This window comes from Klebsiella sp. HMSC09D12, from assembly GCF_001808475.1.
Lineage (GTDB): Bacteria > Pseudomonadota > Gammaproteobacteria > Enterobacterales > Enterobacteriaceae > Klebsiella > Klebsiella oxytoca.
Genome location: NZ_KV793438.1, coordinates 15,838 through 37,267, shown reverse-complemented (window position 1 = coordinate 37,267; position 21,430 = coordinate 15,838). Strand labels below are relative to the sequence as shown.

At 54.7% G+C, this 21,430-nt stretch carries 17 protein-coding genes; all 17 read left to right on the top strand.

Going from position 1 to position 21,430, the window contains the following annotated elements:
* The first annotated feature begins 15 nt into the window (after window positions 1-15).
* A complete protein-coding gene (gene traU, locus HMPREF3178_RS07900) occupies window positions 16-975 on the top strand; it encodes a conjugal transfer pilus assembly protein TraU (protein ID WP_029497356.1) in 960 nt (319 codons plus the stop codon).
* 12 nt (window positions 976-987) lie between these two features.
* On the top strand, window positions 988-1,626 hold the full coding sequence (gene trbC / locus HMPREF3178_RS07895) for a type-F conjugative transfer system pilin assembly protein TrbC (protein ID WP_020321224.1): 639 nt from the start codon (window positions 988-990) through the stop codon (window positions 1,624-1,626).
* 58 nt (window positions 1,627-1,684) lie between these two features.
* Window positions 1,685-3,640, top strand: coding sequence for a type-F conjugative transfer system mating-pair stabilization protein TraN (traN, locus tag HMPREF3178_RS07890; protein WP_020803160.1), 1,956 nt, complete (start codon window positions 1,685-1,687; stop codon window positions 3,638-3,640).
* A gap of 32 nt (window positions 3,641-3,672) precedes the next feature.
* Window positions 3,673-3,954, top strand: a complete 282-nt coding sequence (locus HMPREF3178_RS07885) for a hypothetical protein (RefSeq protein ID WP_022644736.1) — start codon at window positions 3,673-3,675, stop codon at window positions 3,952-3,954.
* Window positions 3,944-4,171 carry a conjugal transfer protein TrbE gene (locus HMPREF3178_RS07880; protein ID WP_012540032.1) on the top strand — a complete coding sequence of 76 codons (228 nt, stop codon included), beginning with the start codon at window positions 3,944-3,946 and terminating at the stop codon, window positions 4,169-4,171. The genes HMPREF3178_RS07885 and HMPREF3178_RS07880 overlap by 11 nt, the downstream gene beginning before the upstream one ends.
* Window positions 4,172-4,181: 10 nt before the next feature.
* Window positions 4,182-4,508: a hypothetical protein gene (locus HMPREF3178_RS07875; RefSeq protein WP_020323521.1), complete on the top strand. Its 327-nt coding sequence runs from the start codon at window positions 4,182-4,184 to the stop codon at window positions 4,506-4,508.
* A 20-nt stretch (window positions 4,509-4,528) separates the two neighbouring features.
* On the top strand, window positions 4,529-5,281 hold the full coding sequence (gene traF / locus HMPREF3178_RS07870) for a type-F conjugative transfer system pilin assembly protein TraF (RefSeq protein WP_023316406.1): 753 nt from the start codon (window positions 4,529-4,531) through the stop codon (window positions 5,279-5,281).
* A gap of 454 nt (window positions 5,282-5,735) precedes the next feature.
* Entirely contained in the window at window positions 5,736-5,975 is a 240-nt protein-coding gene (gene traQ / locus HMPREF3178_RS07860; protein ID WP_023316407.1) for a type-F conjugative transfer system pilin chaperone TraQ, read from the top strand.
* On the top strand, window positions 5,947-6,504 hold the full coding sequence (gene trbB, locus HMPREF3178_RS07855; protein ID WP_020804677.1) for a type-F conjugative transfer system pilin assembly thiol-disulfide isomerase TrbB: 558 nt from the start codon (window positions 5,947-5,949) through the stop codon (window positions 6,502-6,504). The genes traQ and trbB overlap by 29 nt, the downstream gene beginning before the upstream one ends.
* Window positions 6,505-6,549: 45 nt before the next feature.
* A complete protein-coding gene (gene trbF / locus HMPREF3178_RS07850) occupies window positions 6,550-6,993 on the top strand; it encodes an F-type conjugal transfer protein TrbF (protein WP_020805759.1) in 444 nt (147 codons plus the stop codon).
* On the top strand, window positions 6,971-8,350 hold the full coding sequence (traH, locus tag HMPREF3178_RS07845; RefSeq protein ID WP_072198238.1) for a conjugal transfer pilus assembly protein TraH: 1,380 nt from the start codon (window positions 6,971-6,973) through the stop codon (window positions 8,348-8,350). The genes trbF and traH overlap by 23 nt, the downstream gene beginning before the upstream one ends.
* On the top strand, window positions 8,350-11,193 hold the full coding sequence (traG, locus tag HMPREF3178_RS07840) for a conjugal transfer mating-pair stabilization protein TraG (RefSeq protein WP_023316409.1): 2,844 nt from the start codon (window positions 8,350-8,352) through the stop codon (window positions 11,191-11,193). Before traH ends, traG begins: the two co-directional genes overlap by 1 nt.
* Window positions 11,194-11,203: 10 nt before the next feature.
* The gene (locus HMPREF3178_RS07835) at window positions 11,204-11,728 is read left to right on the top strand and encodes a hypothetical protein (protein WP_023316410.1); all 525 of its coding nucleotides are present in this window, start codon (window positions 11,204-11,206) and stop codon (window positions 11,726-11,728) included.
* A gap of 309 nt (window positions 11,729-12,037) precedes the next feature.
* Window positions 12,038-12,769 (top strand): conjugal transfer complement resistance protein TraT, encoded by a 732-nt coding sequence (gene traT / locus HMPREF3178_RS07830; RefSeq protein WP_004152629.1) that lies wholly within the window; start codon window positions 12,038-12,040, stop codon window positions 12,767-12,769.
* A gap of 192 nt (window positions 12,770-12,961) precedes the next feature.
* On the top strand, window positions 12,962-13,651 hold the full coding sequence (locus tag HMPREF3178_RS31250; protein WP_023316411.1) for a hypothetical protein: 690 nt from the start codon (window positions 12,962-12,964) through the stop codon (window positions 13,649-13,651).
* Between the two features lie 128 nt (window positions 13,652-13,779).
* Window positions 13,780-16,089: a type IV conjugative transfer system coupling protein TraD gene (gene traD, locus HMPREF3178_RS07820; RefSeq protein ID WP_023313941.1), complete on the top strand. Its 2,310-nt coding sequence runs from the start codon at window positions 13,780-13,782 to the stop codon at window positions 16,087-16,089.
* Window positions 16,089-21,347 (top strand): conjugative transfer relaxase/helicase TraI, encoded by a 5,259-nt coding sequence (traI, locus tag HMPREF3178_RS07815; RefSeq protein ID WP_023287123.1) that lies wholly within the window; start codon window positions 16,089-16,091, stop codon window positions 21,345-21,347. Before traD ends, traI begins: the two co-directional genes overlap by 1 nt.
* Window positions 21,348-21,430: the final 83 nt, after the last annotated feature.

Here is a 21,430-nt window from a genome sequence, read left to right as displayed (position 1 = left end):
TTCCTGAGTGCCCTGATGTTGTGGGGGTACAGCCTCAGTGCGGCTGCTGACCCCTCCTGTGAGGGCCGGTTTGTTAACCCGATCACCGATGTGTGCTGGCGCTGCATCTTCCCTCTGTCGCTCGGCAGCGTGCAGGTTGGTAAAGGCGATCTGCCTGATACCAGCAATCCCGGTAATCCCCTGCAGCTGTGTCCGGCGCCGCCACCGCTTTTTGTTCGCCCCGGTCTGGCCATCGGGTACTGGGAGCCGATGGCCATGACGGACGTCAGCCGTTCGCCAGGTTGCATGGTCAATCTGGGGGGCTTCAGTATCAATCTCGGCAAGACCGGCATGGGAACCGCGAGAAAGGACGATAAGCAGGTGAACGGCGCCTTCTATCACGTTCACTGGTACAAGTACCCGCTGACGTACTGGCTGAACATCATCACGTCGGCAGGCTGTCTGGAAGGCGGAGACATGGATATTGCCTATCTGTCCGAGATTGACCCGACCTGGGTGGACAGCAGCCTCACCACCATCCTGAATCCGGAAGCCATCCTGTTTGCCAACCCCATCGCGCAGGGCGCCTGCGCAGCGGATGCGCTGGCCAGTGCATTCCATATGCCGCTGGATGTGCTCTTCTGGTGTGGTGGAAGCCACGGCTCACTTTACCCGTTTAACGGCCAGGTCAGTAATGAATCCAGCCCGCTGCAGTCGTCGGTACTGGTCAGTGAACGTATGGCCTTCAAGCTTCACCGGCAGGGACAAATTATGGAGAGTATCGGGAAGGACAAGGCGGTCTGTTACGAATATCCCTCCCCGATCATCCCGAAAGAACGCTGGCGCTATCAGATGGTGAACATGTATCCGGACAGTGGTCAGTGCCATCCGCTTGGACGCAGCGTGATGCGCTGGGAGGCCGGCAAAAATCCACCCAACTCCCGCAAGAACTATGGCTATCTGATGTGGCGTAAACGCAATTGTGTCTTTCTCTGACAGGAGTCTCTCATGAAATTAATGAATCTGTTTATGGTCATGCTTTTGCTGACCGGACGAGCAGTGTTGGCTGAAACTTCCTCTGTTACAGACATGGAATGGCTGAAGCAGCAGGAGAACCTCAGCGAACAGCTGCGCCAGCATCCGGATAAACAGCTGCAGCAGGAGCTTGAGGCGCAAATCAGCCGCAATCCTCTGCCCAAATCTGACCGCCAGTTTATCGATAATCTGGTCAGCCAGCAGAAAGCGGCGAATCAGGAAAAACCGGCAGAAGGGGCGCTGTACTTTGTCTCCTTCTCGATACCTGAAGAGGGGCTGAAGCGGATGCTGCACGAAACCCGGCAGTATGGCATTCCGGCGACACTGCGCGGGCTCGTCAATAACGACATGAGGACCACCACCGACGCGGTGCTGCAGCTGGTGAAAGACGGCGTCACCGACGGGGTGCAGATCGACCCGACACTATATACGCAGTACGGCATCCGGAGTGTGCCGTCTCTGGTGGTACGGTGTCAGGCCGGATATGACGTGGTACGCGGTAACATTCACGTCAAACAGGCGCTGGAGAAAGTGGCACAAACCGGTGACTGCGCACAGGTGGCCCGGCAGATGCTTGATGCGCCCTCAAATGCCGCCGGGAGCCAGCCATGAAAGATAAACCGTACTTCATGGCGTTACCGGAAATGGTGAGGGATGCGGGAGGGTGGAAATGAAGACGGTTATTTCCGTGCTGACCGCGCATTTTTTTGTCCTGGGCACCTTCATCTGGCTGGCATCCCCCGCCTGCGCTGACAGTGGAGGCGACTATAAAGCCGGCTCGGATTTTGCGAAACAGGTGCAGGGCAATGGTCTGAACTCACTGAAAAATTTCAGTGGTGAGCAAAACCTGCCGGGGTATACCGCCAACCCGGATCAGACAAAATACTACGGCGGCGTCACTGCCAGCGGAGACAGCTCCCTGAAAAGCGATTCAGCCCTGGAGTTCAGCCAGGGGGATACCGGCAAAACGATTACGGAGTCGTTCACGAACCGGCCACCGGATCAGATATCTCAGGATGCGCCGTTTATTCAGGCCGCAAAGGATACCGAATCCCGTGCCGACAGCATTGTCGGTGATACCGGACAGTCCTGTACCGCCCAGGTTGTGAACCGAAGCGAGTTCACAAACCATACCTGCGAACGTGATCTGCAGGTGGAAAATTTTTGCACACGGGAAGCGACCCTGAAGGATAACGCCACCACGCAGAAAGTTAACCGAACCTATCAGCAGGTGGTGACGCTGAATTATGCCCGGAGTACCCGGCAATGGAGTGGCAACCTGACGATCCCGACCAGTGGTCGTCTTCTGAATGCCTCGGTGGATGGTGAGCCTCTGGTGATCCCCTGGATTGAAGAATGCGACGCCGAAGGGAAGGTGCGGGATAGCTGCAAGAGTGCCGTCAGTGAAAACCTGACCCTCTTTGAGCGAACGTTCCCCATTGATGTGATCAGCTGGCCACGATCAGAATCGATATGTTCAGGCGGCCAGAACACGCATTGTACGAAATATACCTATGACGGGAAGGGGAAGATTCATCAGTCGTTTGGTGTGGACAAAGTGGTCACTGCAGGGCAGAACTTTGCTGTAAGCAAAATATCACGAACCGTATCATCGGCCAGCCAGAAACCCGTACAGGTCACGGTCACCCTGGTGATGGAGGAAACCGAAACCGTCTACGCGCCTGAAGTCGTCTGGGTTGAAAGCTGTCCGTTCAGTAAGGATGAAGGGACAAAAACGGGCGAGGAATGTATCAGCCCGGGAGGAACGCGAACCATCACCCTCGGAGGCAGGGATTACTCGTTCACGGAAGCCTGCTGGAAATATAAGGACACCTGGCTCACGCAGCCGGCGGACTATGGCTCCTGTGAAAGCCTGATGAAAAATACGGCCTGCACCCTGTCATCCCGCCAGTGTGCCTTCTCCGGCGAAGACGGAACCTGCCTGCATGAGTATGCGACATATTCCTGTGAAACCAGGACGAGCGGGAAACAGATGGTTTGTGGCGGGGATGTGTTCTGCCTCGATGGGGAGTGTGACAAAGCCACGTCCGGGAAGAGCAACGACTTTGGCCAGGCCGTGTCTGAGCTGGCAGCGCTGGCGGCTGCAGGGAAGGATGTCGCGGCACTGAACGGGGTGGATGTCAGGGCCTTCACGGGAAAAGCGAAATACTGCAAAAAATTCGCGGCTGGCTTCAGTAACTGCTGCAAAGACGGCGGCTGGGGCCAGGATGTGGGGCTGGCACGCTGCAGCAGCGAGGAAAAGGCGCTGGCCAAAGCGAAAAAAGACAAGCTGACGGTCAGTATCGGGGAGTTCTGCTCTAAAAAGGTTCTGGGTATTTGCCTGGAGAAAAAAAGGAGCTATTGCCAGTTCGACTCAAAACTGGCGCAGATCGTTCAGCAGCAGGGCAGAAACGGCCAGCTTCATATCGGTTTTGGCGGCGCCAGCAGTCCTGACTGTCGGGGCATTACCGTCGCGGAACTCCAGGGGATTGATTTTAACGAGCTGGATTTCACAAACTTCATGGAGGATTTAATCAATAACCAGAAAATCCCGGATAACAGCGAACTGACCGAAAAAACAAAAGCGCGTATTAAAGAACTTCTCACGCAGTCTTCAGCAAAGTAACTCTCCATTAATAACATATCAAAGGTGACTAAATGGCTGCGTCCTTGATGGTCGTTGTTTTGCTTGTGCTCTTTCTTTTCATTCCAGCCTGTATCGCCCTGTTCATGTCAGGCCGCAGTCTGCTCCTTATATTCCTGGGTGCCGTGGCGTGCCAGGCGGCTGTTGCCGTTGCGTTTGCAGGACTGTCTGCCCGGGGCTGGTCTGAGTCGATGGGGATGGGGGCGGCATCACTCATTTTCTACGTTATCGGGCTGCACAAGGCTGACGGTGTAAAACAGAATACTCATAACGGGAGAGAAAAGAATGAAAGTTAATTTTCACAAACATCCTGCCGTCGATTTTTCTCTGAGACTGACGCTGACGGTAATTATCATATCTCCGGTGATTTATTTCTCCTGGGATGCCGTCAAAGGGACATCGGGGAGTGATTATGTTGAGAGTGTGGTCTTTATTCTCTGCATGGGCGGTGTCGGGCTTATGAATTATCTGTTTTTTTCGGCGCTGACCAGACTTTTACAGAAGGGAAAATAAAGGAGCAGGGATGGAAGAGAGAAAATCGTATGGAATGGTGGTGCTGTTTGTCAGCGTGTTTGTTGTTTTTCTGGTGAGCATTATGTCGTACAGCCTGTGGCGGGACAGACAGGTTAACGCATTTATGACCACCAACCGGGCCTGGGGGATCCAGTGCGACACTGTTTCTCAGGCCGCGTGGGTGGTCAGGGACGGGGAGCGGGTGGACCTTCAGATAAATCATCTGCCTCTGTACTGCAGCGGTTACCGCTTTGAAGCCCGTGATGATGCAGGAAAGATACAGCGCCAGCTCGATAAATACAGTGTCTATCAGCATCTGTCACGCCAGTCGCAATAATTCATAAAAGGGTATTTGCCATGCGAACAATACATGCCGCCATGCTGGCGGGGTGCCTTTGCTGCGCCCTGATGCCGGCTTTCGCCAAAGACGCGGGCTGGCAGTGGTACAACGAGAAACTGAAGCCCCGTGATGAGGACAGGAAAGCCGTACCAGCGGCACCACCGCCGCAAATGGATATTCTGGAGAAACTCGCCACACTCCAGGCGGCCACCAAACGGTCGTTGTACGAAGCCATTCTGTATCCATCGTCTGAAAACTTCGTGAAGTATTTCCGGCTGCAGAACTACTGGACGCAGCAGGCAGGTTTGTTCTCGATGAGTGCGAAGAAAGCGATGCTGGAAAACCCCGAACTCGATTACAACCTGCAGTACAGCCACTACAACGGCACGGTAAAAAACCAGCTCGCTGCCGACTATGCCGAACAGCGCCGGGCTATCTCGACCCTCGCACAGCATTTTGGCCTGATGTTCTTCTACCGGGGCCGGGAAGCGATCGATGGCCAGCTGGTCCAGGTGATTAAAAATTTTCGCGAAACCTATGGCCTGAGCGTGATACCGGTGTCGGTTGACGGAGTGATTAACCCCATGCTGCCCGACAGCCGGACGGACCAGGGCCAGGCAGAGCAGCTTGGCGTGAAGTTCTTCCCCGCGATGATGCTGGTTAACCCGAAAAGTGGCCAGGTGAAGCCTCTCAGTTACGGCTTTATCAGTCAGGACGACCTGGCGAAACAGTTCCTCTATGTCTCCAGCGACTTTAAACCAAACTTTTGAGATGCTTATGCATTATGTCACAACGGTATATATTGCTGCGTTCCTGGCTATTCTGTTTGTCACGTTAACTGGATATATATTTGCTCGTAATATTAACGTTTCAGAGTATTTCAGGTGCACATTCGTTGTCATACTCATACAAAGTATTTTCATTGGTTATGTGGCAAAGCAGGGTGTGGCCTGGGACGTAGTATCATTTATGGCTGCCAGTATTCAGTGTTGCGCGCCTGTACAGACCATGTTTATTCATCGGGCCATTTATACCCGACAGGCTAGTAAGGTGATATTCAGAGTTTGTATTATGGCTGGAATGCCATTGCTTGCGTGGTTGTCGATAGTGTTGAGGCTTCAGTGAAAGTTATTTTTGTGAATGTCTCATGGGCTTTTGTTAATAAATTCACATGCACACGAAAACCATATTATGAATATGAACTAAGAAAGTAGATGAGGATATATGCGAAAGATTCGTTTTCCGGATTTAGATATCACCGGGATGTGGGTGCTGGCCGTGGGCGTGTTTTTCCACCTGATAGCCCGGCTTGTCAGAAAGCAGCCTGAGCTGGCCGTCCAGGCCGGGGAAATCTTCGGGCTGGGAATGGTGGTGTTCGGGGGATACCGCATTCTTAACGCCCTGATTGCTGAAGCCGAAAAAGAGGAGAAAGCTTGTGAAAAGCAGCCTGAAGAACATCGCTAAGACGCCGCTGGCGGCGCTGGCTCTTTCCCTTGCTCTGGCCGGACTGGCACAGGCGGGCACGCTCGATGAGGTGAAGTCGCTCTGGGATCCGCGGGGAATCTCCGGTACTGAAACGGCTTCCCCGCAGAGCGACACTCCCCAGGCGGTGAGCGGGGCATCTCAGCCACGCTGGTTACGACTCAGCAACGGAAAGCAGGTGGACCTGCGCGACTGGAAAGTGGTGCTGTTCATGCAGGGACACTGTCCCTACTGTCATAAGTTTGACCCGGTACTGAAGCAGCTGGCCGGACAGTATGGCTTCTCCGTGTTCTCTTACACCATTGACGGACAGGGTGATGACGCGTTTCCTGAGGCGCTGCCGGCGCCTCCTGACGTGATGCAGACCTTTTTCCCCAATATCCCGGTGGCCACCCCGACCACGTTTCTGGTCAACGTGAACACCCTGGCAGCGTACCCGATCCTGCAGGGCGCCACGGATGCACAGGGCTTTATGGCCAGAGTGGATACGGTATTTCAGATGATGCACTGAGTCTCTGTTATATCCGGTCTTAGCAAGTGATTAAGGAAAATAGCCATGAACAAATATATACGTTCGACGGGACTGTATGCGTTTTTATTTCCAGCCAGTTTAAAAGCACCCGGACAGACAGCAGCAGAAAAAATAGAAAAACTGAAGCCGGAATTTATCCACCGGGAAAGGCGTCTGGAAATCTATCTGGAATTATTCATTGTGTTTCTCACTGCAGGTGCTTTGCTGTTTTGGATAATGAGATTTTTATTTAATCTCTGCGTGGCTGACTGGATAGCCAGCGGTGACCTGCGAGTAAAAGACCTGTGGAATATTATGATGTACGCCATCCCTTATGCGCTGATGGCTGTTGGGGTGGGGTTCTTTGTTACCGGAGTGACATTAGCGATCCGCAATTTTTTCAGTTATCACCTTAAGACCCTTTTTATTCTGAGAAATGACAGAGTTAAAAAAAATGCTGTGCGTAATGGAGGACAGGATGCGAATTAAACTTCTGTCACTCTTCTGCGGTGCCGCGCTTGGCCTGTCATTTAGTGCCGCCGCCGACGTGAATGGCGACATGAACCAATTCTTCAATAAGCTTGGCTTTGCGTCCAATACCAGCCAGCCGCAGGTCTGGCAGGGACAGGCGGCGGGTTACGCCTCCGGCGGTTCGCTGTATGCCAGAACGCAGGTGAAAACGATCCAGCTGGTCAGCATGACCCTGCCGGATATTAACGCCGGCTGCGGCGGCATCGATGCGTACCTGGGGTCGTTCTCATTTATCAACAGCGAGCAGCTGCAGCGCTTCGGCAAACAAATTATGTCCAACGCCGCGGGCTACTTCTTTGACCTTGCCCTGCAGACCACGGTTCCGGAGATCAAAACTGCCAAAGACTTCCTGCAGAAGATGGCCAGCGACATCAACAGCATGAACCTCAGCTCCTGCCAGGCCGCTCAGGGCATTGTGGGCGGTCTGTTTCCACGGACCCAGGTGGCGCAGCAAAAGGTCTGCCAGGACATTGCCGGCGAGAGCAACATTTTTGCGGACTGGGCGGCTTCCCGTCAGGGCTGTTCGGTGGGGGGGCAGATGGACAAAGTGCAGGATAAAGCCAGCGATAAGGACAAGGAGCGTGTGATGAAGAACATCAACATTATGTGGGATGCCCTGTCCAAAAACCGGCTCTTTGACGGCAATAAGGAGCTGAAGGAGTTTGTGATGACCCTGACCGGGACGCTGATTTTTGGTGAGAACAGTGAGATCACGCCGCTGCCAGCACGCACCACTGACCAGGACCTGATTAAAGCCATGATGGAGGGCGGCACGGCTAAAATCTACCACTGCAATGATTCGGATAAGTGTCTTAAGGTCGTTGCTGATGCGACCGTGACCATCACCTCCAGTAAGGCGCTGAAAAGCCAGATTTCCGCTTTGTTAAGCAGTATCCAGAATAAAGCAGTGGCTGATGAAAAACTGACGGATCAGGAGAAAGGGTTTATCTCCAGCACCACCATCCCGGTGTTCAAATACCTGGTCGACCCGCAGATGCTCGGGGTGTCTAACTCACTTATTTACCAGCTGACAGACTATATCGGCTACGACATCCTGCTGCAGTACATTCAGGAACTTATCCAGCAGGCCCGGGCGATGATCTCAACCGGTAATTATCCCCAGTCGACAATGGATATGATCATGGAAAACCTCAACCAGGCGAGTGTGCAGATTGCCGCTTTCCAGTCCCGTGTTCAGGTCCAGCAGGACGCCTTGCTCGTGGTGGACAGACAAATGAGTTACATGCGCCAGCAGGTCTCTGCCCGCATGATGACCCGCTACCAGAATAACTATCATTTTGGGGGGAATCAGTAATGCTTGAGGTATATGCCATTGCAGGCGGCGACTGGTTACGGGGCAACCTGAACGCGATTGCGGCGTTTATGGGGACCGGCACATGGTCGACCATAGAAAAGATGTGTATCGCCATCTCGGTACTCATTGTGGCGGGGAACTGGGTAAAAAAACACAACGTGATGGAGCTGATTGGCTGGGTCTTTTCGCTCACCCTGGTTTCTATGCTGATTGTCATTCGCACCCCTGTGCAGATCATCGATTACAGTAACGTTGCGCAGGTCTATGAAGTCGATAATGTGCCTATTGGTCTGGCCATTCCGGCGTCGCTGACAACGCGGGTGGGAAATGCACTTATCCAGAGTTATGAGATGGTCTTCGCGCTGCCGGACAGTGTCACGTACAGTAAAACGGGGATGTTATTTGGCAGTAATCTGGTCGCAAAAAGTACGGATTTTTTATCACAAAATCCGGAGATCACCACGCTGTTCTCCGATTACGTACAAAACTGTGTGATGGGCGATATTTTCCTCAATCATAAGTACTCTTTTGAGGACTTACTGAATTCACCTGACCCGTACACACTGATTTTTGCAAACCCGAGTCCACTGCGCGGCGTGTTTGATAAAAACAACCAGTTCCAGACATGCGAGGAGGCCTCACGGGATCTGAAATCGGCTCTTGCGCTGGATACCCAGACAGGCGGTAAAACCTGGAACTACTATGTTCGTCAGCTGTTTGGCGGCAAACCTAATCCCGATCTGCTGTTCAGCCAGATGATTGGCGACAGCTACAATTACTTCTACAGCTCGGGACAGAGCGCCGGGCAGATTATCCGCCAGAACGTCACGATGAACGCCCTGCGCAGCGGGATCCAGAGTTATGCAGCCCGCAGCGGTGATACCGCCAGTCTGGTCAATATCGCTAACACCTCATCTCTTGAAAAGCAGCGGCTGGCACAGGCCACAATGGGGCACCAGGCGCTTCGCACACTTCCGCTGATGCAAACCGTTATCATGGGGATAATGATTGGGATGTTCCCGATCATGGTGATGGCCGCCATGTTTAATATGATGACGCTGCAGGTGTTAAAGGGGTATGTGTTTGCGCTTATCTGGCTGCAGACGTGGCCATTACTGTTCGCCATCCTGAACAGCGCAATGGCCTACTATGCGAAGCAAAATGGCGTCCCGGTCGTTCTCTCGGAGTTGTCGCAGGTTCAGCTCAAAAACTCGGATATTGCAACCACCGCGGGTTATATTGCCGTGATGATACCGCCTTTGTCGTGGGGGATCGTGAAGAGCATGGGAGCCGCCTTCTCCAGTGCCTACAGCCATTTTTCTTCTTCCGGGCTTGGTGCAACATCGCAGGCGGCATCCGGCGTGGTGGACGGGAATTACTCGTTTGCCAACATGCAGATGGAGAACGTCAGCGGCTACAGCTGGGGTACCAACAGCACAACGAGTTTCGGACAGATGTCGCGGCAGCTGGGGAATGGGGCGATGAGTACCCAGACCCGGGATGGTTCAACGGTCCTGGACAGTAGTGGCGCAATGTCAAAACTGCCGGTGGATATCAACGTCAGTCGTCAGATAGCCAGTGCGCAGCAACAGATGGCCCGTGAGGCTGATGTCCAGGCCGAAAGCGCGCTGCATGGCTATAACAGCAGCGTGACAAGTGCCTGGAATAGTCTGCAGCAATTTGGTACCAATAAAGGGAACAGCGCCTCAACAACGACCGGGGCCGATACTACCGAGTCTTCGCAGGATTCGATGGCCAGAAGCAAGATGTGGAATGCGGTTGTTGCTAATGCGAAAGCCAACAACATCAGTAATGAGGAGTCTTTCCAGCAGTTGATGGATGAGTCTAGGAAGGGAACGGTATCAGGTGAGATGTATGGTAATGCTAAATGGAGTAGTGGCGACCAATTGGTCGGGAAGCTGGGTAAATGGGCTACAGGACTCACTGCTGAAGGGGGGGCTAAAATTAGTGCTGGAGTGAATGCATCAAGTGGCTCTACTGACTCGACAACCGAATCTGGAAGGGAATCTCATGACAGTAGGCACGATACCAGCAGCCAGGCGGCGAAAGACTTTAAGGAAGCATCCGATTACTTTACCAGCCGCAAAACCACCACATCGGGTAATATTACCGATAATAATGCCAGCTCGCGTGTTGACCAGTTTGCCGCGTCACTCTCCAGTGCCAAAAACAGCTACGACCAGTATACAACCAGCCGGACACGCAGCCATGAGTACAGTGAGATGGCGTCACGCACAGAGAGCATGACTGGCCAGATGAGCGAGAATCTCACTCAGCAGTTTGCTAACTTTGTTCAGCGTCGCGCTCCACAGGATGCCGAGGCTATTCTGACCAATACCAGTTCTCCTGAAATTTCGGCGCAGCGTGAAGCACTGGCGCGTGAATTCGTCAAAGAGCAGGTTGAACCCAGGGTTGATGCCGCGTATCAACAGGGGCGTGAAAGCATCGGACAGAATATGGCTGGGGTGTCAGGTGGTGGGGACAATGGGTCGGTAATGGCTGACTATGGACAAAATTCTGGTCGTATCGATGCCATGACGCAAGACGCTGGTATTATGGATAATGTGGGTCAGAAAGTGGATGGGATGATTGCAGAGAATAAACAACAGCATCAGGAAACCCGTGAAAACATACAACAGCAAGGCGTTGAAGTGAAAAAAGAGAATGCTGAACTGGAAAATGACCACAAAACAAAAGGAAATGATTTCAAAAATTCTTATAATGATAAGAAAGAGCATCAAACCAGACTGCCTGGCGCGGATTCAACCAAAGAACTACTGGATAAGGCAACAAAATTAGAAAACGAGAAACCAAAGGGATAGGGAGGAAAGAATGTTAACCCATCAAATAATACAAGGTGAAATTGACGAGTTAAAACTAGTTCTGACTGAGAAGGATTTAACGATCCCCTCATTCTGGAATTGTATCTGGCCTGGCTTGACTTTTATGTTTTGGTTTTTACTTTCATCATATTTTTCATATGGGATAAGTGATTTTTCTACGGGTCTTGATAGAATTTCATCAATGGTTTTTGCGGCAGTTGTGGGCATTTTCTCTATCATTGCAACCGCGAATACCCGCTCACTCTTCCTTTCTTTACCTGAGTCTTTCAGGAAAAAGTCGTTGTTCTTTGGTTTTTTAGCAAAGAAATGCAGAGCTTATGGAGCGGTTATTTTTACTATATTCCCATGCCTGGCGTTTTTTTCTGCATATAACGGAATTAATGCGGTTGTTTTTATTGTTGTTACCGGTTTCAGTCTTTTATTAACACTTATGGTTATGAATATTGACCTTAGTCGTTATCAGTTGGCGACCCTGACGTCTGTTATTGAATCGGTTAGAAATCATGAACGGTGAACAGGTGCGCAGTTTACTTGTGCACCTGTGAGGTGTTGCCGCCTTCGGTGGAGTCTTTTGATTTACATTAAGTCAGGGTTAATTATGGGAATTTATGAATCTGTCAAAGTTGGGAGTTGGTCATCCATACTCAACCTATCAATTATGGTGGTTTATTAACAGGCTAAAAGTTTCTTTTTGTTATTATTGGCTGCCTAGGTTTTAATTGGTTTTTACATCTCGCTTAAAATTCGTATATAGTGAGTGCGCATTCCGACATTATAAGAGAATGTGTATTCACTCGTATTGATTATGTCACAAGGATTCAGGATGAAGCTTAATAAAGTCATGGCTGTGATGGTCGTCAGCTCTGCGCTGGTGTTATCTGGATGTAGTGCAATGGGAACCGCTATTAAAAAGAGAAATCTGGAAGTAAAAACCCAGATGAGCGAAACAATCTGGCTGGAACCTTCAAATAACAAGACGGTTTATCTGCAAATCAAAAATACCTCTGATAAGGATATGAGTGGCCTGCAGGCAAAAATTGCCAGCGCCGTCACTTCAAAGGGATATCAGGTCGTCAGTAACCCGGATACGGCGGGCTACTGGATCCAGGCAAACGTGCTCAAGGCCGATAAAATGGACCTTCGTGAGTCTCAGGGCTGGTTAAGCCGGGGTTATGAGGGGGCAGTGACTGGCGCCGCTCTTGGGGCGGGGATTACCGCTTACAACTCCAGTTCTGCGGGAGCAACCCTGGGGGTAGGGCTTGCGGCTGGTCTGGTCGGGATGGCTGCTGACGCGATGGTGGAAGATGTGAACTACACCATGATCACCGATGTTCAGATCGCAGAAAGAACCAAAACTCAGGTTCAGACTGATAACGTGGCCGTATTGCGTCAGGGAACATCCGGTGCAAAAGTGCAGACAAGTACGGAAACAGGTAATCAGCACAAATACCAGACTCGCGTCGTCTCGAACGCTAATAAAGTTAACCTCAAGTTCCCTGAAGCCCAGCCTGTTCTTGAAGACCAGCTGGCAAAATCGATCGCAAATATTCTGTAGGTTTTCTACTCCTCGGCCCGGGCACTCCGGGCCAGACTGGCATCACCTTTCTGGCGTGTCAAAATTCATTCGTCAAAGAATCAGTTAATTCCACATCTAAACGGTGAACAGTTGCGCAATTTATTTGTGCATCTGTGAGGCGTTGCCGCCTTCGGCGGAGTCTTTTTGACTTTATTTTATCAGAGGTTATTTATGACAATATCTGAACCTGTCAGGTCTGTTGATACACATGAACTGGTGCCTGGCGATATTTATCCGCATCCTGCTGTGGGGGAGACTTATTCCCTGTCACACCGCGAGGTCTGTTCTCTCTTCAGTGACCACATCATGTATTTTTGCAGCGCGTTGGTTATTCTCGTCCTTGTTTTCATCGCAGGTGTCTTTTTTCGAAAATTAATGACGTCTTCCGCGGGACGTAAGCGAGGCACGGTGTCAGTTATTCCCGATGCAAAGCCAGAAGCGCAGAGCAAACCGGAATATTTCCATCTTTCCATATGTGTGGAAGGCCCGGCCAGCACGGATGATTCAGTCCTGTCCTCTCTCGCCTCCCGTGTTGTGCGCGAAGCTGAAGATTTGTATATCCCCGGCGTCAATCGCCGCGACAGCACTGACGACGTGTTTGCCTGGTCCGTGCAGACTCAGTTTCCTTCTGACAGGCTCTTCGTCACGCGGATATTCCCGTCGACCGGCTGGTTTGAACGTCCGGATATAATTAAATCTCCGGTGAAATGCTTCTGCGTCTGCCTGCAGTACACGGCTGAAACATCGCCATCCACACTGCATGCCCTGGTCGATGAGGCCGGACGGCAGGTGGCGAAGTCGTACATTAAAGGCGGGCATTGCCCTGGCTCAGAGGGCTATACCTTCTGTATAACCTCTTAATAGCAGCCAGTATCCGGCCTGGCCATCAATGGATCCGGGCATGACTGTAATCCTGTTTTCTGTGCCGGTGTATTTCCTCTGATTAATTTGTCCTTCCGACCCTAATACTTTACTGACGGATTAGTGCCATGAGTTTCAATGCCAAAGATATGACGCAGGGCGGTCAGATCGCCAATATGCGTTTTCGCATGTTTGGTCAGATTGCCAATATTATTTTTTATGTGCTGTTTATTTTATTCTGGGTGCTGTGCGGACTGATGCTGATGTACCGGCTCAGCTGGCAGACCTTTGTGAACGGCTGCGTATACTGGTGGTGTACGACGCTGGGTCCGATGCGCGATATTATTCGCTCCCAGCCGGTATACACCATTCAGTATTACGGCCAGTCGCTGGAATATACCTCAGAACAAATCCTGGCCGATAAATATACTATCTGGTGCGGAGAGCAACTGTGGACCAGTTTCGTCTTTGCTGCCGTGGTTTCTCTTGTTATCTGTATCGTGACGTTCTTCATCGCCAGCTGGGTGCTGGGCCGCCAGGGGAAACAGCAGAGTGAGGATGAGAATACCGGCGGGCGCCAGCTTTCCGATAAGCCTAAAGAAGTGGCCCGCCAGATGAAGCGTGATGGTATGGCCTCTGATATTAAAATTGGCGATCTGCCTATTCTTAAAAACTCCGAAATCCAGAACTTCTGCCTCCACGGTACCGTGGGTTCCGGTAAATCAGAAGTGATCCGCCGGCTACTGAATTATGTCCGTGCCCGGGGCGATATGGCCATCATTTACGATCGCTCCTGTGAGTTCGTAAAAAGCTATTACGACCCGTCACTGGATAAAATCCTCAACCCGCTGGACTCGCGCTGCGCGGCCTGGGATTTGTGGAAAGAGTGCCTGACGCTGCCGGACTTCGACAACATCTCCAACACCCTTATCCCGATGGGCACCAAAGAAGACCCGTTCTGGCAGGGCTCCGGTCGCACTATCTTTGCCGAAGGCGCGTACCTGATGCGTGAAGACAAGGATCGCAGCTACGAGAAGCTGGTTGATACCATGCTGTCCATTAAAATCGACAAGCTGCGCGCCTATCTGCAGAACACGCCGGCAGCGAACCTGGTTGAAGAGAAAATTGAGAAAACGGCCATCTCCATTCGTGCCGTGCTGACCAACTACGTCAAGGCTATTCGCTACCTGCAGGGCATCGAGAAGAACGGGGAGCCGTTCACTATCAGGGACTGGATGCGCGGTGTCCGTGAGGACCGACCCAATGGCTGGCTGTTTATCTCCTCCAACGCTGACACCCATGCTTCCCTGAAGCCGGTTATCTCGATGTGGCTGTCAATTGCTATCCGCGGCCTGCTGGCGATGGGGGAGAACCGTAACCGGCGCGTGTGGATTTTCGCCGACGAGCTCCCCACGCTGCACAAGCTGCCGGACCTGGTCGAAATCCTCCCTGAGGCGCGTAAATTTGGTGGTTGTTATGTGTTTGGTATTCAGTCCTATGCCCAGCTGGAAGACATCTATGGCGTCAAGCCTGCCGCCACGCTCTTTGACGTGATGAACACCCGGGCCTTCTTCCGCTCCCCGAGTAAGGAGATTGCGGAGTTTGCTGCCGGTGAAATTGGCGAGAAGGAAATCCTCAAGGCCAGTGAGCAGTACTCCTACGGTGCTGACCCGGTGCGTGATGGTGTATCGACCGGGAAAGAAAAAGAGCGGGAAACGCTGGTCAGTTACTCCGATATTCAGACGCTGCCTGACCTGTCCTGCTATGTCACGCTGCCCGGGCCGTATCCGGCCGTGAAACTGGCCCTCAAATACAAGCCGCGTCCGAAAATTGCCGAGGGATTTATTCCTCGCACTCTCGATGCGCGGGTGGATGCGCGGCTCAGTGCGTTGCTTGAAGCGCGGGAAGCTGAAGGCAGTCTTGCCAGGGCACTTTTCACGCCGGATGCGCCGGCATCCGGGACCGCTGATACAAACAGTCACGCCGGTGAACAGCCTGAGCCGGTCAGTCAGCCTGCACCAGCAGAAGTGACAGTATCTCCGGCACCGGTAAAAGCGCCGGCGACAACGAAGATGCCGGCAGCGGAACCCTCCGCCAGGACAGCTGAGCCTCCCGTCCTGCGGGTCACGACCGTACCGTTGATCAAACCAAAAGCAGCCGCAGCGGCCGCTGCTGCCGCAACAGCATCCTCTGCCGGTACCCCTGCTGCAGCTGCAGGCGGGACAGAACAGGAGCTGGCGCAGCAGTCCGCAGAGCAGGGGCAGGACATGCTGCCGGCCGGTATGAACAAGGACGGCGTCATCGAGGACATGCAGGCGTATGACGCCTGGGCTGATGAGCAGACACTGCGGGATATGCAGCGGCGTGAGGAAGTCAATATCAACCACAGCCACCGCCACGATGAGCAGGATGATGTCGAGATTGGGGGGAACTTCTGATGCTTAGTTTCAGCCAGGTTAAATCAGCTGGCAGTGCCGGTAATTACTATACGGACAAGGATAATTACTACGTTATCGGGAGTATGGACGAGCGCTGGCAGGGTAAAGGCGCGGAAGCGCTTGGTCTTGAAGGAAAGGTAGACAAGCAGGTCTTCACGGAGCTTCTGCAGGGAAAACTACCTGATGGCAGCGACCTGACCCGGATACAGGATGGCGTGAATAAGCACCGGCCCGGTTACGACCTGACCTTCTCGGCACCGAAAAGTGTATCGATGCTGGCTATGCTGGGCGGCGATAAGCGTCTTATCGATGCTCATAATCGCGCGGTGACAGTCGCTCTTAACCAGGTGGAGTCCCTTGCCTCCACACGGGTAAAGAGAGATGGCGTTTCTGAAACGGTCCTGACCGGGAATCTGATTATTGCCCGCTTTAACCACGATACATCGCGCGCTCAGGACCCACAGATACACACGCACAGCGTGGTTATCAATACGACACAGAACGGCGATAAATGGCAGACGCTGGCCAGCGATACCGTCGGTAAAACCGGGTTTTCCGAAAACATACTGGCCAACCGCATCGCTTTGGGAAAGATATACCAGAACTCTCTCAGGGCCGATGTTGAGTCTATGGGTTACAAGACAGTGGATGCGGGTAAGAATGGCATGTGGGAGATGGAGGGCGTGCCGGTTGAGTCGTTTTCCACGCGCAGTCAGGAGCTCCGGGAGGCTGCAGGACCCGATGCCTCCCTGAAGTCCCGGGATGTGGCCGCGCTCGATACCCGCAAGTCGAAAGAAGCCATCGATCCGGCAGAGAAGATGGTGGAGTGGATGAACACGCTGAAGGAGACCGGGTTTGACATCCGGGGGTACCGTGAGGCCGCCGATGCGCGAGCCGCAGAGCTGGCACGTGCACCTGCCGCGCCGGTGAACACTGACGGTCCGGATATCACGGATGTGGTGACGAAAGCGATTGCCGGTCTCAGCGACCGCAAGGTGCAGTTCACGTATGCCGACCTGCTGGCACGCACGGTCGGCCAGCTGGAGGCGAAGGACGGTGTGTTTGAGCTGGCCAGAGCCGGTATCGATGCCGCCATTGAACGGGAGCAGCTTATCCCTCTCGATCGCGAGAAAGGCCTGTTCACCTCAAATATCCACGTTCTCGATGAACTCGCCGTCAAAGCCCTGAGTCAGGAGGTGCAGCGCCAGAATCATGTCTCCGTCACGCCCGATGCGTCTGTGGTGCGCCAGGTCCCTTTCAGCGATGCCGTCAGCGTGCTGGCGCAGGATCGCCCGGTCATGGGTATCGTTTCCGGTCAGGGCGGTGCAACCGGCCAGCGGGAGCGGGTGGCCGAGTTAACCCTGATGGCCCGGGAGCAGGGGCGCGACGTCCATATCCTGGCGGCCGATAACCGTTCACGTGATTTTCTCGCCGGGGATGTGCGTCTGGCCGGGGAGACGGTGACCGGTAAATCCGCCCTGCAGGACGGAACGGCGTTTATTCCGGGCGGAACACTCATCGTGGATCAGGCGGAGAAGCTGAGCCTGAAGGAAACGATTTCCCTGCTCGATGGCGCGATGCGCCATAACGTGCAGGTCCTGCTCTCCGACAGCGGGAAGCGCAGCGGGACCGGCAGCGCGCTGACGGTGCTGAAGGACAGCGGCGTGAATACGTATCGCTGGCAGGGTGGCCATCAGACCACCGCCGACATCATCAGTGAACCGGATAAAGGCGCACGCTACAGCCGGCTGGCACAGGAGTTTGCCGTCAGCGTGCGTGAAGGGCAGGAAAGCGTGGCCCAAATCAGCGGGGCGCGTGAACAGAGCGTACTCAACGGCCTTATCCGTGACTCCCTCAGACATGAGGGGGTGCTGGGTGAGAAAGACACGACCATTACAGCCCTGACGCCGGTGTGGCTGGACAGCAAAAGCCGGGGCGTGCGGGATTATTACCGGGAGGGGATGGTGATGGAACGCTGGGATCCGGAGACCCGGACGCACGATCGCTTTGTCATTGACCGGGTGACCGCGAGCAGCAATATGCTGACCCTGAAAGACCGGGACGGGGTCCGTCTGGATCTGAAGGTTTCCGCGGTCGACAGCCAGTGGACGCTGTTCCGGGCAGAGACACTGCCGGTGGCCGAGGGGGAACGTCTGGCGGTGCTCGGGAAGATACCGGACACACGCCTGAAGGGCGGGGAAAGCATCACGGTGATGAAAGTGGAGGACGGGCAACTGACGGTACAGCGTCCGGGGCAGAAAACCACGCAGACCCTGGCCGTGGGCGCGGGCGTGTTTGACGGGATTAAAATCGGCCACGGCTGGGTGGAAAGTCCCGGCAGGTCGGTTAGCGAGACGGCAACGGTCTTTGCGTCGGTGACGCAGCGTGAGCTGGATAACGCCACCCTCAACCAGCTGGCGCAGAGCGGAAGTCATCTCCGTCTGTACTCGGCGCAGGATGCGGCTCGCACGACGGAGAAGCTGTCGCGGCATACCGCCTTCAGCGTGGTCTCAGAGCAGCTGAAGACCCGATCCGGCGAGACGGACCTGGATGCGGCCATTGCGCAGCAGAAGGCCGGACTGCGTACCCCGGCAGAACAGGCCATTCACCTGGCCATCCCGCTGCTTGAAAGTGAGAAACTGACCTTCTCCCGGCCCCAGCTGCTGGCGACAGCGCTGGAAACCGGGGGCGGGAAGGTTCCGATGGCGGACATCGACACGACCATTCAGGCACAAATCAGGTCGGGGCAGTTGCTGAATGTACCGGTGGCGCACGGCCACGGCAATGACCTGCTGATTTCCCGTCAGACCTGGGACGCCGAAAAAAGCATCCTGACCCACGTGCTGGAAGGTAAAGACGCGGTGGCCCCCCTGATGGATCGCGTACCGGCCAGTCTGATGACGGACCTGACCGCCGGACAGCGGGCGGCGACCCGGATGATTCTGGAAAGCACGGACCGGTTCACGGTGGTTCAGGGGTATGCCGGGGTGGGGAAAACCACCCAGTTCCGGGCAGTCATGAGTGCCATCAGTCTGCTGCCGGAAGAGACCCGTCCGCGCGTCATCGGTCTGGCGCCGACGCATCGCGCGGTCGGGGAAATGCAGAGTGCTGGCGTGGATGCGCGCACGACGGCGTCGTTCCTCCACGACACGCAGCTGCTGCAGCGCAATGGCCAGACACCCGATTTCAGCAACACCCTGTTCCTGCTCGACGAGAGCTCAATGGTGGGGCTGGCCGATATGGCAAAAGCCCACTCCCTCATCGTCGCCGGCGGTGGACGGGCGGTGTCCAGTGGGGATAACGACCAGCTGCAGCCCATCGCGCCGGGCCAGCCGTTCAGGCTCATGCAGCAGCGCAGCGCCGCCGACGTTGCCATCATGAAAGAGATTGTGCGCCAGGTGCCTGAGCTGCGACCGGCGGTCTACAGCCTGATTGAGCGGGATGTGCACCGCGCCCTGACCACCATCGAGCAGGTCACGCCGGAGCAGGTGCCGAGAAAAGAAGGCGTCTGGGCGCCGGGCAGTTCTGTGGTGGAATTCACGCCGGCGCAGGAAAAGGCGATACAAAAGGCGCTGAGCGAGGGGGAAACCCTGCCGGCAGGTCAGCCCGCGACGCTCTACGAGGCGCTGGTGAAGGACTATACCGGACGGACCCCGGAGGCACAGTCGCAGACGCTGATTATCACCCATCTGAATAAGGACCGGCGGGCGCTGAACAGTCTGATCCATGACGCACGGCGGGAGAACGGGGAAACCGGCAAAGAGGAAATCACCCTGCCGGTGCTGGTCACGAGCAACATCCGTGACGGTGAACTGCGCAAACTGTCGACCTGGACGGCTCACAAGGAGGCGGTGGCGCTGGTTGATAACGTATACCACCGTATCAGCAAAGTGGATAAGGATAATCAGCTGATCACCCTGACAGACAGTGAAGGAAAGGAGCGATATATCTCTCCCCGTGAAGCCTCTGCTGAAGGTGTGACGCTTTATCGCCAGGAAAAGATCACCGTGTCTCAGGGGGACCGAATGCGCTTCAGCAAAAGTGACCTGGAGCGCGGCTATGTGGCCAACAGTATCTGGGAGGTGCAGTCTGTTTCGGGTGACAGTGTCACGCTGTCTGATGGCAAAACCACCCGCACGCTGACCCCGAAGGCGGATCAGGCGCAGCAGCATATCGACCTCGCCTACGCCATCACCGCCCACGGCGCCCAGGGGGCCAGCGAACCGTATGCCATCGCGCTGGAAGGGGTGGCCGGTGGTCGGGAACAGATGGCCAGCTTTGAGTCTGCCTATGTCGCTTTATCCCGCATGAAACAGCATGTGCAGGTTTACACCGACAGCCGTGAGGGCTGGATAAAGGCCATCAAGCATTCACCTGAGAAAGCGACGGCGCACGATATTCTGGAACCCCGTAACGACCGGGCGGTGAAAAGCGCCGATCTGCTGTTCGGGCGGGCAAGGCCACTGGATGAAACCGCCGCTGGCCGGGCAGCCCTGCAGCAGTCCGGTCTGGCACAGGGAAATTCACCGGGAAAATTCATTTCCCCGGGGAAAAAGTACCCTCAGCCGCATGTGGCGCTGCCGGCATTCGATAAGAACGGGAAAGCCGCCGGTATCTGGCTCAGCCCGCTGACCGACAGGGACGGACGGCTGGAGGCCATCGGCGGAGAGGGACGGATTATGGGCAATGATGCCGCCCGGTTCGTGGCGCTGCAGAACAGCCGCAATGGTGAAAGCCTGCTGGCCGGGAATATGGGGGAGGGGGTCAGAATGGCCCGCGACAATCCCGATACCGGGGTGGTGGTGCGGCTGGCCGGTGATGACCGCCCCTGGAACCCCGGGGCCATCACCGGCGGGCGGGTATGGGCTGATCCGGCGCCGGTGGGTCCGGTACCGCAGGCCGGGGCTGACATTATCCTCCCGCCAGAGGTACTGGCGCAGCGGGCGGCAGAAGAGCAGCAGCGCCGGGAAATGGAAAAACAGGCGGAACAGACTGCCCGGGAAGTGGCCGGGGAGGCGCGTAAAGCCGGTGAGCCGGCGGACCGGGTGAAAGAGGTTATCGGGGATGTCATCCGCGGACTGGAGCGTGACCGGCCGGGCCCGGAGAAAACGACGCTACCGGATGATCCTCAGTTCCGGCGCCAGGAGGCGGCGATTCAGCAGGTGGCCTCAGAAAGTCTGCAGCGTGAGCGTCTGCAGGCTGTGGAGCGGGACATGGTGCGCGACCTGAACCGCGAGAAAACCCTCGGGGGTGACTGACGCGCCTGCGGCTTGTCTGCCCCGGCAGGGCCTCCGGTTAACACCGGACCCCCTGCCGGGGCGCGGTAAAAAGAGAGAAGGAT